We start from the raw sequence: 14,573 nt of genomic DNA, 5'->3' as shown, positions 1-14,573 counted from the left end.
ACGACCAAGGGATGGCATTTCGCCTATGCAAAGCATCGTCCTGCTGCTGTGGCTCGCATTGTGTGCCGAACAGGATGCCCGAGAAAGGCAGATCAACAACACCTTGACCCTTGGCGCCGCAGCCTGCGCCCTGGCCTATCTCTTCATCACCGGGCACACCTGGATCGGCGCCGATGCCAGCGAGGGCGGCTGGGCGCTGCTGATCGTGATGCTGCTGACCCTGCCCGGCTACATGCTCGGGCGCCTGGGCGCCGCCGATGTGAAACTGCTGGGTGCGTTGGCGCTTGCCACTGATCGGATGTACCTGCTGGGCACCTTCATCGGTGCCGGGGTGGCGGTGGTGATCTGGTTGCTCAGCCGCCGCTGGCTGTGGTCCCTTCTGAGTCAGAAGGTTAAGCAACGCTTCAGGCAGGTGATCGAAGAAGCGTCAAAAAAACAGCCCTTCGCCCCCTTCGTGCTGGCCGGTTTTTTATTGGCTGCGGTATGGATCCATTGATCGAACAACCCGTCTAACCTGCTGTACATACGTTGTACATAGCCGCCAACTGCGTCTATTTTTCTAGTCACTGCCCCTCGATACCACAAGCGTCATGGCCGTACCAGGAAGGGCACGTCAGCAGGGAGTTGCGTGTGAACAAGCCAGTGAGTCCATTCAAGGTGTTGATCGTCGACGACCAGCCGTTGATCGTCGAAGAGCTGTGTGAATTCATCGAGGGCAGCGGGTACCGGTGCGTACCGTGCCACAGCAGCCAGCAGGCCATCGAGCGGTTTACCGAAGACCCGGCAATCGGCCTGGTGCTGTGCGACCTGCACATGCCCGAGCGTGACGGCATCGAGCTGGTCAAGGCGCTCAAGGCCATTGCCGGCAAGCAGCGGATCTTCGAGGCAATCATGCTCACCGGGCGGGCCGAGAAGCAGGATGTGATCAAGGCGCTGCGCGAAGGGTTCGCCGACTACTACCAGAAGCCGGTGGACCTCCCCGAATTGCTCGAGGGGCTCAAGCGCCAGGAGACCGCGTTGCTGGAGCGTCAGAAGAACTTCCAGCACCTGGGCCACCTCAACCAGAAGCTGCAGTACCTGGCCGAGTCCATCGACGACCTCTACCTGGACCTGGGCAAGGCCCGCGAGCAGGTGGTGGGCACGGGCCTGGGTGGCGAGGATGCAACGGCAGCCGAGAGCATGCCGGCGATCTTCGACCAGCTTTCACCGCGCCAGCTGGACGTCGCGCGGCTGGTGGGCAAGGGCCAGACCAACTATCAGATCGCCTGCGAGCTGGGCATTACCGAGAACACGGTGAAGCTGTATGTGTCGCAGGTGCTGCGCCTGACCCACATGCACAACCGCACCCAGCTGGCCCTGGCGCTGGCGCCCAACCCCTCGGCGCTGCGTCAGCGCATAACGGCGCATTGAACAGGTCGCCGCTGCCTTCGAGCCTTCGAAGGCAGCGGTGAAACCTGACACAAATTGGATATGCCAGCCCCCTTGGGCTATGCAAGAATCCGGGCCACTTCTCGTCGATGTGTGGCCTGCTCAAGCATGACTTCATTTCTCAAAGGGCTGTTTGCCCCCAGCGGTGCGTTCTTCGGCTCTATTGCCATTTTCGCTACCGTTCTGGTGGGTGCTTACATCTCCCTTTACAGCTCGGCAATAACAGGACAGTTCAACCACCTGTGCCTTGGGCTGTTACCCACCTGCGAGGGGGCGCCGCTGAATGAAGCGTCCACGGCATTCAGGCTGTTGCTCTACCTCGGCCTATTCCTGTTGATACGGGAAATAGCCGTCAACCGGGAAAACAACTCGGCGCGCAGCCAACTGCACAGTTACATAAAAAGCACTCCGTCAAAGTCGTTTCTCGGAAACTACTCTGCCTACCTGCGTATCCTCGGCGCCCGGCGTCTGGAAATCAAAGCGGAACTCAACAGCGAGGCGCCCAAACCTGACGTGGTCCACAAGCTGATGCGCGAGTGCCTGCACGGTGTGTTGTCGCTGGCCAAGGACTGGGATGGCAATGAAGGCAAGTCGTCGGTCTATCGAGCCAACATCATGACCCTGGTGCCATCGGGTTTTCTCGATACGGTAACGCTTGCCGACGGCAGCATGGACAACATTGCCCGCATCATCGATTCCAGCAAGTTATTTCTGTACAACAACTCAACACTTGGCAAACTGGCAAAGTGCAGTGGCATCCTGGTGCTTGAAGATACGACTTTCACGGTGTCTACCAAAGTCGAGTTCGGCGAGCGGGACGACTTCATAAAAGAGCCGATTTGCTTCCCTTATGTCGAACAGGGTTATGCCGGTGTCACAACGCAACCCATCATCCCCGGCGCCCCCATGTGCGCCAGTTTCGGTATGGCGCAATACCTGCACCATACCCAAAGCGAAATATCTCTGTTTCTGGACAATCTTGCGTACAAGAACCGCGAGTTCTGCAATCGCTTCAAACATGATGTACTGGAGTATTACAACGATATAGAAGAAGCCCAGTCGATACTCTCCATTCCCATTCAGGTTCGACGCGAGGCGGATGCGGAACAACTACCTGTCTATGAAACCATCGCCGTAATGAATATATACCGCAACAAAAAGGGGATTTTCCGCGATGAAGACAGCGCGATGAACTTTGCTCAACTTCTGGAGCCGATTTGCTATCATTTCGGGAAAATGCTAGTATCCCTAGCGCAAATAGAACCTGAAACATGACACTCAGCGTATATTTCCATTACTTTCAGGAGCCGTAGATGACCTCCCTAAAAGTACTAAAAACCAGATACAAGGAAGAGAGCCCCAGCAAGCGCTCCTCCGAGCAAACCCGGGAAGCCCTCAAGAGCATGGTGCTCAGAAACTTCTCCGCCAAGCCCAAATCGTGAATGAAGCCCAGCCGACGCTGGGCTTTTTCTTGGGCATGACTCACTTGTCGCTATTGCTGGTCTTCTCCCACCGGAAGAAATCCGGAATCACGTATTTGTAGGTATCCAGCCAGCGTTGCATGCTCTGGTCGCGCTCCTTGGGCGTGGCGCTCTGCGGGGTCTTGGAGGCCTGCGCGCCGCTGGCCTGCACCTGCAACCACGCCTCGGTGGCCGACTGTGCCCTGGACGAAGGCCCGGGCTCGATCGCCTGGGCCAGGCCCGGCAGCACTACCAGCATCACCAGTATCCGACTGTTCATGACGACCTCTGCACGGCAGCCACACTGCCAGGTTTGAGTTGTTGGGCGCGCGCCTGCGCTTCGTTGAATTGCGCCGCACTCAGGCCCAGCCGGCTCACCAGGTCGGCCGCCTGCTGCCACTTGTCCTGGTACAGCAGCAAGGTCACCAGGTTGACCGCCGCCAGACGGTCGCTGTCCTTGAGTTCGATTGCGGTCAGAAACTCGAAGCGCGCCTGCTCCAGCTTGCCCTGGTTCAGGTACACCACCCCCAGGTCGTTGCGGATCTTCTCGTCGGTGGGGGCCAGTTGCATGGCCCGTTGCAGATGCTGCAGCGCCTGCGCGTTGTCGCCGCGGGCCGCCGCCATCTGCCCCAGCCCATGCTCACCCTCGGCCGCCAGGCACCCGCCAAGCAGGCTGCGGTACAGCGGCTCGGCCTCGCTGCGTCCAAGCAGGCGCAGCACCTTGGCCTTGCGCACCCGCACCTGGGCCAGATCGGCCGGCAGCGCCTCCAGGTGCGCAAGGCTGGCATGCGGGCGCCCGTCGGCAAGCATCTCGTCGGCCATGTTCAGCGACAGCTCCTGGCTCGAATCGGGCTTGGCACAACTGGCCGTCGAGCCCGGCATGGCCAGCCACGGCGCCGAGCCATCCGTGGCGCAACCACCGAGCAACAACAACCCCAGCGCCGCGATGCATGCCTTCATTGCGTCCACTCCTCTCAAGCCCCGAATGCCCTGGCCAGGGCGGTGAAGCCCGGGCCGGCGAGTACGATCAGCAACGCCGGGAACAGAAACAGCATCATCACTGCCGACATCTTTCCCGACATCTTCGAAATCCGTTCCTGCAAAGTGGTCAGGCGCCGGTCATCGAGCAGTTGCTTGAGCGCCAGCAGCGACTTCATCGCCCCGCCCCCCTGGGTCAGCAACTGGCGCAGGATGATGCAGGTGTCGCTGAACGCCTCCACCCCCAGCAACTGCGCGGTCTTCTCCAGCTCCGGGGCCAGCGCCAGCCCCGAATCGACCCGTGCCAGCAACAGCCGCAACTCCTCGCTCAGCACCGGCAGCAGGCGCTGCCCCTCCAGGCTCAGCAGGCGCAGGCTCTGCTCCACCGCCAGGCCCGACTCGAACATGATGCGCAGCAGCGGTATGAAGGTCGACACCTCCTGCGCCACCTGGCGCTGACGGCGTGCCGCCAGCAGCGCCAGCAACCGCTTGGGCAGCAGGTAGCCCAACCCCAGCCCCATCAGCGGGAACAACCAGGGCGAACGGCTCTCGCGAAAGAACACCTCCTGCACCAGCACCGCCGCCCCCATCAGGCATAGCGGCAAGCCCACCTGGCAGGCCGCGAACAGCGAGCGCTGGCGCGAACGCCGCCAACCCACCCGGTCGAGCAACTGGCGGGTCTCGCCGTCCAGGTTCAGCGAACGCTGCCCCAGCCGGCTGTCGCCCATGCGCTGCAACCAGCCGCGCAGTGCCGGCTCGTCCGGCGCACGCCCCTGCAGGCGTTGCTCCACCAGGCGCTGGCTGCGCCGCTGACGCAGCCACTGACCCAGCAGCAGGGCGAACGCGCCAAACAACAACACCGCACTGAGCAACAAGGCCATCTCAGATACTCCGCAACATGCGCCACAGCGCCAGACACCCCAGCGCCTGCAGCACGAAGGCACTGAACAGCAGGCGCTGCCCGACACTGTCATGCCACATGGTCAGCAGGTAATTGGGGTTGCTGAACATGAAGTAGCCGGCCACGCTGACCGGCAGCACCGCCAGCACCACGGCAGTGATGCGGGTTTCACCGGTCATCGCGCGCAGTTGCCGCGCGCCCTGCTCGCGCTCGCGAATCACCTTGATCAGGTTCTCCAGCAACTCGCTGGCATTGCCGCCATAGCGGTGGTTGATGCGCAGGCCCAGGGCGAACAGGCGCAGCTCTTCGCGCGCATACAGTTCGGCCAGATCCGACATCGCATCGTCCAGGCTCACCCCCAACTGCACGTTGCGCTTGACCCGCTGCATGGCCCCCCGCAACGGCTCGCGCGAGGCATCGATGGCCCCCAGCACCGCATCGCTCAGTGTGCGCCCGGCCTTCAGGCTGCGCACGCAATGGTCAAGCAGCACCGGCAACTGATCGATGAGGCGGCGTACCCGGTGCTGGTAGCGCCAGGCCAGGAACAGGCGCAACAGCAACGGCCCCGCCAGCAGCACCAGCAGCAGGCCAGGCCAGCCGCCGTACAGCCCGGCGCACACGGCCAGCAGCAGCCAGCCTGCCACCCACGCCATCAGCCGATCATTGCGGCGGTCGAAACCTGCACGCAACAGCATCAGCTCGAGCCAGTCGGGGCCATGTGGCCCGCTGTTGTCGGCGGCCTGCTGGTGCTGGCCCAGGCGCTGCAGAATGCGCTCGTTGCCCGAGCGGTGCAGGCTGGTATAGAACAGGCGCATCGAGATGCCGAGCATGACCACGCCCCCCAGCCACAACCACACCGCGCCGCTCACGGCCCGGGCTCCGCATCGTTGAGGTCACGGCGCAGCTTGTCGCTGGCCGGGTTGACCGCCTCGCGCAGGAAGGTGTCGCCGCCGCGCCGGTCGAGGCGAAACAGCGTGTTGGTGACATACACGTCGTCGCGCACCCCCACCACCTCCAGCACCTCACTCACGCAGCGACGGCCATCGGGCAGGCGGGCCAGCTGGATCACCACGTCGAGCGCGGCGCAGATCATCTGGCGCAAGGTCTTCTCGGCCACCTGGCGACCGGTCAGGCCCACCAGGGTCTCCAGGCGCAGCAGCGCGTCCTGCGCGTTGTTGGCGTGCACCGTGCTCATCGAACCGTCGTGGCCGGTGTTCATCGCGGTCAGTACATCGAGCACCTCGACCCCGCGGATCTCGCCCAGGATGATGCGGTCCGGACGCATGCGCAGGGCGTTGCGAATAAGCTCGCTGGCCTTGATTTCGCCATGCCCCTCGGCATTGGGCGGGCGGGTTTCCAGGCGTACCACGTGCGGGTGATCCAGCTGCAGCTCGGCCACGTCCTCGATGGTCACCAGGCGTTCACGGGGGCTGATCAACTGGCTGAGAATGTTCAGCAAAGTGGTCTTGCCGGTGCCGGTGCCGCCGCTGACCAGGATGTTGCAGCGCTTGCCCACGGCTCGTTGCAGAAAGTCGAGGATCGCCTGGTCGATGGCGCGGGTGGCCAGCAGGTCGGCGCTCTTGAGCATGTCCTTGCGAAACTTGCGGATCGACAGGCACGGCCCGTCCAGCGCCACCGGCGGGATGATCGCATTCACCCGGCTGCCGTCGGGCATGCGCGCATCGACCATCGGCGACGACTCGTCCAGACGCCGCCCCAACGGCGCGAGGATGCGCTGCATCACACGCTCCACGTGATGCGCGTCGATAAAGCGCAGGTCGGTCTGCTGCAGCACGCCCGCGCGCTCGATGAACACCCGGTGCGGGCCGTTGACCAGGATCTCGGTGACGCCCGCATCACGCAGCAGTACCTCAAGCGGGCCGAAGCCGGTGAGCTCGTCGACGATCTCCTCGGCCAGGCGCTCCATCTCGTAGCGCGACACGGCCAGGTGCTGACGCGCGATGTAGTCGCCCACCTGCTCCACCACGAACTGCGCCAGCGCCGGGCGGGCGCCCTCCAGCAGGTTGAGGCCGGTGTCCTCGATGGCATCGATGATGTGCCGGTGCAAGGCCCGCTTGAGCCCCTGCGGGTCGCTGCCCGGGTTTTGCCGTGGGCCGCCGAACAGCTCGTCGCCGCTCATCTACTTGTGCCCCCACAGGCGCTTCATCCAGTTGCCCGCCTTCGGTTGCAGGCTTTCCGAACGTCGTGCCAGCCGCTCGCCCAAGGCCTTGAGCGCCTGGGTCAAGGCCTCGCGCGGGGCCACCTCGAACAGCGACAGCCCCTGGTTCTTGGCGTTCAGGCGCACCTCGGGGCTGTAGGGCAGCACCACCAGCACCGGCAGGCCATAGCGCTTGCCCAGCGCGTCGGAGTCGGGCGCCACGCTGCGCAGGTAGCGGTCCACCAGCAGGCTCGCGTGTTCCAGTTTCATGCCCTTCTCGCGCCACAGGGTCAGCACCTCCAGGTTGCGCCGGCAGTCCAGCACGTTCTGGTCGGTGTACCAGATCAGCTTGTCGCAATGGCTGACGAAGGTGCGCAAGGGCTCGCTGTCGGGCTGCCCGGCCAGGTTCACCACGATGTGCTGGAAGTGCTGGCGCAGCGCGCTGAGCAGCATGTACAGCTCGGCCGCGCTGGTGCGCTCCAATGCCTCGTCGCTGTCGGTATAGGCCAGCAGGCGCAGGCCCGAGGGTTCGCGGGCGAACGCGCTGTCGATCAGGGTGGCATCCAGGCGGCGCAGGTGGCGCAGCGCATCACCGAAGTGAAACGAGGCCTCCAGCCCCAGCAGCGCCAGGCTGTCGCCACGGGGCAGGCCCAGGTCCAGCAACAGGGTCTGCTGACCACTGCCCTGCACCACCCGCGCCAGGTGACTGGTGAGCAGGGCGCCGTCGCTGGCGCACTGGGTGCCGTACAGCACCGTCAGGCCGCCCAGGTGCGGGTTGCTGGTCACCGGTGGGAGGCGCTTGCTCAGGCGGCGCACCAACCCGGCCACTTCGCTTGAGCGCGAGCCGTAGGCGACGAAGTCCCGCGCACCGGCGCGCATCGCATTGAGCACCAGCTGGTTGTCCATGCCATCGCCCAGGGCAACGATCGCCAGCATCGGCTTGGCCTCCAGCACCCCTTCGATCAGCGCGCACTGGCTCACCACCTGCTCGCGGTCCAGGCCCACGAACACCAGGTTGGCGAAGGTCACATCCACCAGTGCGAGCAGTTCGTCGAGGCTGCCGCTGCCGGCCCCCACCACCTGGCCCAGCGGCGCCAGGGCGGTTTTCAGCCACTGCAGGTCACCGTCGTCACGGGTGATCGCAAGGAAGGTCTGGCTCAGGCTCTGGCTCATTGGCTCAATCCACTGCGCTGTTCGAAGTTGCCGTTCTCGAGAAAGAACAGACGCCCCCAGCTCGGGTCGTAGGTGCGCAGGCGCTCGCCGGGCAACTCGGGCAACTTGGCATTGGCCGCCAGCGGCTGCACCAGGCGCGGGGTCACGATCATCAGCAGCTCGGTCTCCTCACGGCTGATCGACGACTGGCGAAAGAACGCGCCCAGGATCGGCACGTCGCCCAGGCCCGGAAACTTGTCCACCGCCGAGCGCGCACTGCTGCTGATCAGGCCGCTGATGATGAAGCTCTCGCCATCGGCCAGCGATACGCTGGTGTCGGTGCGCCGCACCGTCAGGCCCGGCACGGTGACGCCGGCGATGCGCACTGCGTTGTTGTAGTCCAGCTCGCTGACCTCCGGCGCCACCTTGAGGGTGATGCGGTCGCGGCTGACCACCGTGGGTGACAACGCCAGGCGAATGCCGAACTCCTTGTACTCGATGGTCACCGTGTCGCTGCCGGTGCTGGGCACCGGAATGGGGATTTCGCCGCCGGCCAGAAAGCTCGCGGTCAGGCCGCTGAGTACCACCAGGCTGGGGCGCGCCAGGGTGTAGGCGAAGCCGCTGCTCTCCAGCGCATCGATGGCCGCCAGGAAGCGGCTGCTGCCGCCGCCCCACACGATATTGAACACATCGTTGTTCAGCGGGATGCTCGGGCGCACCTTGACCAGCCCGCCAACGCCGCCACCGTCGGGGCTGGTCACCGCACCCGGCACGTAGCCCGGCGACACCGTGGTGTTGGGCACGCTGCCCGGCGAGCCGAACAGCGAGTTGTTGGAGCCCTTGAAGAACAGCCGCGTACCGGCCTCCTTGAGCTTGGTGCGGCTGACCTCGACAAAGCGAATATCGGCCTGCACCTGGCTCGGCAGCAAGGGGTCGAGGCTGGGCGGCAAGGCGCTGTCGGCCATCTCGGCAGTGGCCCGGCCCTTGATGAACAGCATGCTCTGGCGCGGCACGCTGGCGCATGCGGTCCACAGCATCAGGCTGGTGGCGCCGGGGCCCACGGCGCTGACCACCACGCCGCGCTCGCCACTGGCCTGCACATCGGCGATGTTGGGGTCGCCCACCGCCGCCCGGGTGATCGGCACCGGCAGGCGGATCTCCTGCTGCAGGCCCTGGTCCAGCTCGATGCTGGCCGGCACCGGGCTCAGCCCGGCACAACCCGACGGCGCCGCCAGGGCATGGGCAGCCGGCCCCCCCAGCAACAACAGGGTCAGGATGGAACGCTTGAACATCAGCTCGGAACGACTGCTCATCAACGGGCATCCTTGCTTCGATCAGGGGGTGGGCGTTGAAGCCTGGGGGCCTCGAATGATCTGCATCTGGTGCCTGGGCGCCTGGCCTGCAACCGGGGTTGCGGCCGGGGTCATGGCCAGTTGACTGAAGCGAAAGAGGTCGCGGTTGGCGTTGTCCAGTTGCGGTGCAGCGGCCTGCGGGTCGGCCCAGTAGCTGGCCAGGCGTTTCTCTTCGGCGCTGCGTACCGCCAGGCGCAGGCTGCCTGCCTGGGCGGCCAGCAACAGGCGGCTGGCCAGGGCTTCAGGTACCGCCAGCACCACGGTGCGCGCCATGGCGCGACGCTGTTCCTGGGCCGCCTTGGCATCGGTGTCGGCCTCCGGCGGGCGGCCATCGTTGGCCAGCCCCAGTTGCTCGCCCACGCTGAGCAGGCGCAAGGCTGGCACGGCCACCTGGGCCGAGGCCTGCGGGTTGAGGTTGTCTTCGCGCAGGTACAGCAGCACATCCACGTAGTCGCCGGGGCGCAGTTGTCCGGCGGCGCCGACCACTTCGTCCACCGCCACCGCCAGGGCGCGCTCGCCGGGGTGGATCATGCGCGCCAGCGGCCCACCGGCCTCGAAACTGCTCTCCTCCAGCCAGGTACCTGCAGGCAGGGCCCGCCAGCTGGTGCGGCCCAGCACCTGCTCGGGGCGCTGGAAGCTGCCGGCCGGGGCCACCAGCAGGCGCTCGACACTCAGATCCTCGGCTGTCAGCACGGTGTAGGCGGGTACGTCGCGGCGCAGCACCAGCACGGGCTTGCGCAATGCGTCGGTGCCAGCCTCCGTGGCCTGGTCCACCGGCTGAGCCGGGCCGGCCGGCCCTGGCGCCGCCGCTTGCGGGGGCTCCGGTGCCTCGGATGCACGGCTGAGCACCAGCCCCCAGTAACCTGCCAGCACGGCACCGATCAGGAACAGCACGGCAAGGATCATGGTGATGCGACTGCTCATGTCGGCGCTCCCTCTGCCTGAACATCCCTTCGGCCGCGCGGTGTGCGAACTGGCCCGCAAACATGAAGTTGCAAGTAACTATTTCGCTATTTGACGGTAGCGCAGCTAGGACAAAACGCCATTACCCGTCAGTTTTTTTTCGGTCCGAAACCCGACACCCCCTGAAAACAACAGCTTATTGGCGCCAGCGTTGACACCCTTACTTTGGTATTAATGCCTTCTTACATTTGCCGGTTTCGAACCGCTTGACGATGCTGTGATGGCAAAGGGGAATCACCGTTTCCGGGCCCCATTACCCGCGCCTGTGGCGCAAGGAGAAGTACCATGGTCCTTTCCCGCATCCTCAAGCACTGCAAGCTGTTCTTCCATCGCAAGGACGGCGCGTCCGGTATCGAATATGCCATCGTGGCCGCCATGGTGGCCGTGGTGATCATCGGGGTCTCGACCGATGTGGGGGGCGGGGTGAAAAAGGTCTTCGACGACATCGTCGCTGCCCTGCCCTCAGCCTGATGACAGGAACTGAACATGCCGGCTTCCCACTCACGTCAACAGCTGCTGCTGGTGGATGACGAAGAAGACGCACTGCTGGAGCTGGCCGAGCTGCTGGAGGGCGAGGGCTTCTGTTGTCACACGGCAACCTCGGTCAAGCTCGCCCTGCAGCAGTTGACGCGACATCCCGACATTGCCCTGGTGATCACCGACCTGAACATGCCGGAAGAGAGCGGCATCTCGCTGATCAGGCGCCTGCGCGAGCACACGGCGCGTCAGCACCTGCCGGTGATCGTCACCTCGGGGCATGCCGACATGGATGCGGTCAGCGATCTGCTGCGCCTGCAGGTACTCGACCTGTTCCGCAAGCCGATCTACCACCTGCGCCTGCTGGAAACCCTGGACAACCTGTTCCCCAAGCCCCGCCTGCAACTGGTTCAGTAACGCCTGGCCGCCACGCGGCCATCGCGGGTCAAGCCCGCTCCCACCGGTAGTGCGCGTACCTTGTGGGAGCGGGCTTGACCCGCGATCGGTCGTCACAGCTGGTAACTGAAACTCAACGTGTACCGTGGCCGCCGATTGAAGCTGTCCAGCGCGATATCCGACATCGGCTTGGCCGCCTCCAGCGAGATGTTGTAGTAGCGCGCATCGCCAAAGCGCAGCCCCAGCGCCGCCGACGACAATCGTGAATCACGCACCGCCAACTCGTTGAACCAGGTACGCGCGGCGTCCACCACCACGTACGGCTGCAGTACCTTGAGCCAGCTGCCATCGCGCTTGAAACTGTAGTTGACCTCGTATGCCGCACCCCAGCCCTTGTCGCCGGAAGCCTGATCGCTGGGGTAGCCGCGGCCGAAGTTCTGCCCGCCGAACACCGCGCGCTCGCTGTCGGGCAGGCTGTCGTCGGTCCAGTACAGCGCCGCCGATGCCACCCCCTGCCAGTTCTGCAAGAACCGGTCGCTCTGCACCCCCGACAGGCGCAGGCGCAAAAAGTCCAGGTCGTAGTCGCTGTCGGTCTTGGCACCGAAGTGATCGAGGCCCTGGTACACACCGGCACTGAGTATGCGCAGCTGCTGCGCGTCCGACTTGCTCCAGTCTGCCTCGAAGGCAAAGGCGCGCACATCGGTGCGGGTACTGACCTTCAATGGCAGGCCGACCACCCGGTAGTCGGTGCTGTCGTTCACCGCATAGAAGCGCGCTGCCACGTTCAGCCATTCGTTGCTCGAGGCGATCAGCGCCTGGCTCAGGCCGATGGAGTAACGGTCGTTCTCGCGGTGCTGCTTGAGGTCTATGCCGTTCTCCAGGCGCACCCGCGCCGCCGGGTTGCTGCGGTAGGTCGAGGCCGAAAGATTGAGCTGGGTGCCTTCGGCGTCCACGTACTGCGAGTAGTCAAGACGGTAGTAGCGTTCGTCATCCTGCCCCGGCGGGAACAGCGCGCTGAAGCTCAACTGCTCGGCCACCGCGGTCTGGGCGTTGCTGTTCAGGCCGAGCAGCGCCTGGGTGTCGTCGCGGCTGCCGTCGGTGAGGCTCAAGGTACTGGTGAACGGCTTGCGCGAGGCCTGCGCGATCAGCCGCGTGGCGCCGTCGGTGGTGCCCGGCGGCGGCACCTGGGCCTGCAAGGTCAGGCCCGGCACCCGGCTCATCAGCGCGGTGTAGCGTTCGAAGGTCTTGCGGGTGAGCGGGCGCTCGGCCTTGAGCTTGCCCACCAGCTTGTCGAGGTAGGCCGACACCGGCCCCACATCGCCCTGCAGTTCGTAATCACGTATGTAGCCTTCCACCAGCACCACGCGCAGACGGCCTTCGGCGAAGTCCTGCGGCGGCAGGTAGGCATACGACAACAGGTAGCCATCCTGCTGGTAGCGCTGGGTGAGGCGGCGGGTGGCCTCGATCAGCTCGCCCAGGGTCACCTCGCGGTCGAGCAGGCCCTGGTAGTTGTCGCGCAGTTCGCTGAGCGGGTAAATGGTGCCGCCTTCGATACGCACCCGCTGCACGCGCACCCGCGTGCCCATCAGCAGCGGCTGTGGCTGCTGGCCGGCATCCGGTGCGGGCAGGTTCAGTTGGGGAGTGACGGGGCGAAAGGCATCGGCGGGCAGGTTGGGCGCTGGCAGCTTGCGCTCGGTCTCGTTGCTGTTGAGGAAGCTCGGCAGGGGCTCGGCATGCAGCGAAGCCACCCAGGACAGACCCAATAACGCGACGAACATCGATCGCATAGGACACTCCATGATCCTGAAAAATACGAGGGAACCAAAGACGGTTCCCTCGTCAGCCTCAAGCGTAGGTGTTGCCCGTAAAATCGTCTAATCGATGATGGCCATTTAGTTACTTTTTACCCCCGAGGCCGCCTTTCAGGCCCGTGGTCAGGCCATTGAGCAGACCGCCCACGCCGCCGCCCCCTTGCCCGTTGCCGTTGACCAGGGTACCGACCTGGCCCACGGTGCCGCCCACGGCATTGACCGTCGCCCCCAACTGGGTGGTGACCGGGTTGTTGCCGGCTGCGGCAATCTGATTGCCCACCCCGCTGACTGCGCTGCCCACCTGGGTGACCAGGCCGTTGACCGGCGCACCGATGCCGGTTGCCGCGCCTACCTGCTGGGTAACGCTGGTCACACCGCTCACCACCGGGGTGAGGCCAGCGCCCACGCTGTTGCCCAACGCAGCGGTGGGCACCCCGGCCGGCACGCTGGCCACGCCATTGCCGCCCAGTACCGGCCCCAGCGAGGCCACGGTCTGGCCCACCTTGTTGACCGTGCTGCCTGCGGCGTCGAGCAGGCCGTTGCTGCTGCCGGCGCCGAGCCCGCTGCCCAGGCCCGCCACGGCGCCACCGGCGGTTTCCAGCAGCCCCGCACCGGGGGCGCTGCCACCGCTGCCGGTGCCGGTGTTGACCAGGCCACCGCTGGTGCCGACCGCCGTGCCGACATGGCTTACCAGCCCGCCGACGGCGGTGGTCAGCGGGTTGCCGTTGCCGGCACTGGCGACCTTGTCGCCCACCCCGTCGACTGCGCTGCCAACCTTGTTCAACAGGCCGCTGACCGGTGCACCCACCCCGGTGGCATCACCCACCTTGCCGGTGGCGCCTTCCACCAGCGACACCACCTTGACCACCTGGTTGCTCAATTGCTGGTTCAGGTTGCCCAGCTTGCCGGTGGTGCTCTGGGTGCTGAGGGTATCGCCAAGCATCACCACCACGTCGCCGACCTTGTCCACCACACCGTTGACCACGGGTATCTGTTCGATCAACTGGCTGCTGGCCACCGACTTGACCCCGCCGCCGATATCCGACACCCCGTTGCCCACGCCCTTGACCGTCTCGCCCAGGGCATTGCTGCCAGTGCCAAGCGTACCCAGGCCCTTGCCCAGGCCATCGCCGATGCTGGTGACGGCGTTGCCGGTGGCCGTCACCAGGTCGCCGGCACCGGTGCTGCCCACTACCGGTACACCGCTGACGGCGTTGCCCACGCCGGACACGCCCGTGCCCACGCCCGACACGCCGCTGCCAACCTGGGCCACCACCTGGCCGACGACCGTGGTCGAGGTCGTGCCACCACCGTTGTTGCCGCCACCACCATTGTTGCCACCGCCGCCATTGTTACCGCCACCGCCGTTGTTGCCACCGCCGCCATCCGTACCGCCACCGCCGGTGCCACCACCGCCGTCCGTACCGCCACCGCCAGTACCACCGCCGCCGTCCGTACCGCCACCGCCAGTACCACCGCCGCCGTCCGTACCGCCAC

At 65.3% G+C, this 14,573-nt stretch carries 16 protein-coding genes; 6 read left to right on the top strand and 10 right to left on the bottom strand.

Annotated features, from left to right (window positions below):
* Positions 1 to 25 precede the first annotated feature (25 nt).
* From NJH59_RS24460 to NJH59_RS25555, 4 genes are all read left to right on the top strand, one after another.
* Positions 26 to 496 (top strand): prepilin peptidase, encoded by a 471-nt coding sequence (locus tag NJH59_RS24460; protein ID WP_043860939.1) that lies wholly within the window; start codon positions 26 to 28, stop codon positions 494 to 496.
* A 134-nt stretch (positions 497 to 630) separates the two neighbouring features.
* Positions 631 to 1,410, top strand: a complete 780-nt coding sequence (locus NJH59_RS24455; RefSeq protein ID WP_253087415.1) for a response regulator transcription factor — start codon at positions 631 to 633, stop codon at positions 1,408 to 1,410.
* A 126-nt stretch (positions 1,411 to 1,536) separates the two neighbouring features.
* Positions 1,537 to 2,703: a hypothetical protein gene (locus NJH59_RS24450; protein WP_253087414.1), complete on the top strand. Its 1,167-nt coding sequence runs from the start codon at positions 1,537 to 1,539 to the stop codon at positions 2,701 to 2,703.
* Between the two features lie 38 nt (positions 2,704 to 2,741).
* Positions 2,742 to 2,870 carry a hypothetical protein gene (locus NJH59_RS25555; protein WP_256582768.1) on the top strand — a complete coding sequence of 43 codons (129 nt, stop codon included), beginning with the start codon at positions 2,742 to 2,744 and terminating at the stop codon, positions 2,868 to 2,870.
* Positions 2,871 to 2,910: 40 nt separating this feature from the next.
* Here the strand turns inward: NJH59_RS25555 and NJH59_RS24445 are convergent, their stop codons facing one another.
* From NJH59_RS24445 to cpaB, 8 genes are read right to left on the bottom strand one after another with little or no spacing between them, the layout of a single operon-like run.
* A complete protein-coding gene (locus NJH59_RS24445) occupies positions 2,911 to 3,168 on the bottom strand; it encodes a DUF3613 domain-containing protein (RefSeq protein ID WP_088514179.1) in 258 nt (85 codons plus the stop codon).
* A complete protein-coding gene (locus NJH59_RS24440) occupies positions 3,165 to 3,848 on the bottom strand; it encodes a tetratricopeptide repeat protein (protein WP_043860936.1) in 684 nt (227 codons plus the stop codon). Before NJH59_RS24440 ends, NJH59_RS24445 begins: the two co-directional genes overlap by 4 nt.
* 14 nt (positions 3,849 to 3,862) lie before the next feature.
* Positions 3,863 to 4,747, bottom strand: a complete 885-nt coding sequence (locus NJH59_RS24435; RefSeq protein WP_054916706.1) for a type II secretion system F family protein — start codon at positions 4,745 to 4,747, stop codon at positions 3,863 to 3,865.
* Between the two features lies 1 nt (position 4,748).
* Positions 4,749 to 5,597 carry a type II secretion system F family protein gene (locus tag NJH59_RS24430; RefSeq protein ID WP_253087425.1) on the bottom strand — a complete coding sequence of 283 codons (849 nt, stop codon included), beginning with the start codon at positions 5,595 to 5,597 and terminating at the stop codon, positions 4,749 to 4,751.
* A gap of 35 nt (positions 5,598 to 5,632) precedes the next feature.
* Complete coding sequence (locus NJH59_RS24425) at positions 5,633 to 6,907, bottom strand: CpaF family protein (RefSeq protein WP_043860934.1); 1,275 nt, start codon at positions 6,905 to 6,907, stop codon at positions 5,633 to 5,635.
* Positions 6,908 to 8,098: a pilus assembly protein gene (locus NJH59_RS24420; RefSeq protein WP_043860933.1), complete on the bottom strand. Its 1,191-nt coding sequence runs from the start codon at positions 8,096 to 8,098 to the stop codon at positions 6,908 to 6,910.
* On the bottom strand, positions 8,095 to 9,390 hold the full coding sequence (locus NJH59_RS24415) for a type II and III secretion system protein family protein (protein ID WP_054916708.1): 1,296 nt from the start codon (positions 9,388 to 9,390) through the stop codon (positions 8,095 to 8,097). Before NJH59_RS24415 ends, NJH59_RS24420 begins: the two co-directional genes overlap by 4 nt.
* Positions 9,391 to 9,411: 21 nt before the next feature.
* On the bottom strand, positions 9,412 to 10,353 hold the full coding sequence (gene cpaB / locus NJH59_RS24410) for a Flp pilus assembly protein CpaB (RefSeq protein WP_100632882.1): 942 nt from the start codon (positions 10,351 to 10,353) through the stop codon (positions 9,412 to 9,414).
* A 324-nt stretch (positions 10,354 to 10,677) separates the two neighbouring features.
* On the opposite strand from cpaB, the gene NJH59_RS24405 reads away from it, so the two are divergent.
* Positions 10,678 to 10,863 carry a Flp family type IVb pilin gene (locus NJH59_RS24405; RefSeq protein ID WP_043860930.1) on the top strand — a complete coding sequence of 62 codons (186 nt, stop codon included), beginning with the start codon at positions 10,678 to 10,680 and terminating at the stop codon, positions 10,861 to 10,863.
* Positions 10,864 to 10,878: 15 nt separating this feature from the next.
* The gene (locus NJH59_RS24400) at positions 10,879 to 11,286 is read left to right on the top strand and encodes a response regulator (protein WP_043860929.1); all 408 of its coding nucleotides are present in this window, start codon (positions 10,879 to 10,881) and stop codon (positions 11,284 to 11,286) included.
* Positions 11,287 to 11,378: 92 nt separating this feature from the next.
* Here NJH59_RS24400 and NJH59_RS24395 read toward each other — a convergent pair whose 3' ends face one another.
* Entirely contained in the window at positions 11,379 to 13,052 is a 1,674-nt protein-coding gene (locus NJH59_RS24395) for a ShlB/FhaC/HecB family hemolysin secretion/activation protein (protein ID WP_043860928.1), read from the bottom strand.
* A 109-nt stretch (positions 13,053 to 13,161) separates the two neighbouring features.
* The coding region (locus NJH59_RS24390) for a collagen-like triple helix repeat-containing protein (protein WP_290445955.1) at positions 13,162 to 14,573 on the bottom strand (1,412 nt) is incomplete at its 5' end.

It is taken from the genome of Pseudomonas sp. VE 267-6A, from assembly GCF_024126555.1.
Classification (GTDB): domain Bacteria; phylum Pseudomonadota; class Gammaproteobacteria; order Pseudomonadales; family Pseudomonadaceae; genus Aquipseudomonas; species Aquipseudomonas palmensis.
The sequence above is the reverse complement of the archived record's forward strand: the minus strand, read 5'-3'. Positions and strand labels throughout refer to the sequence as shown.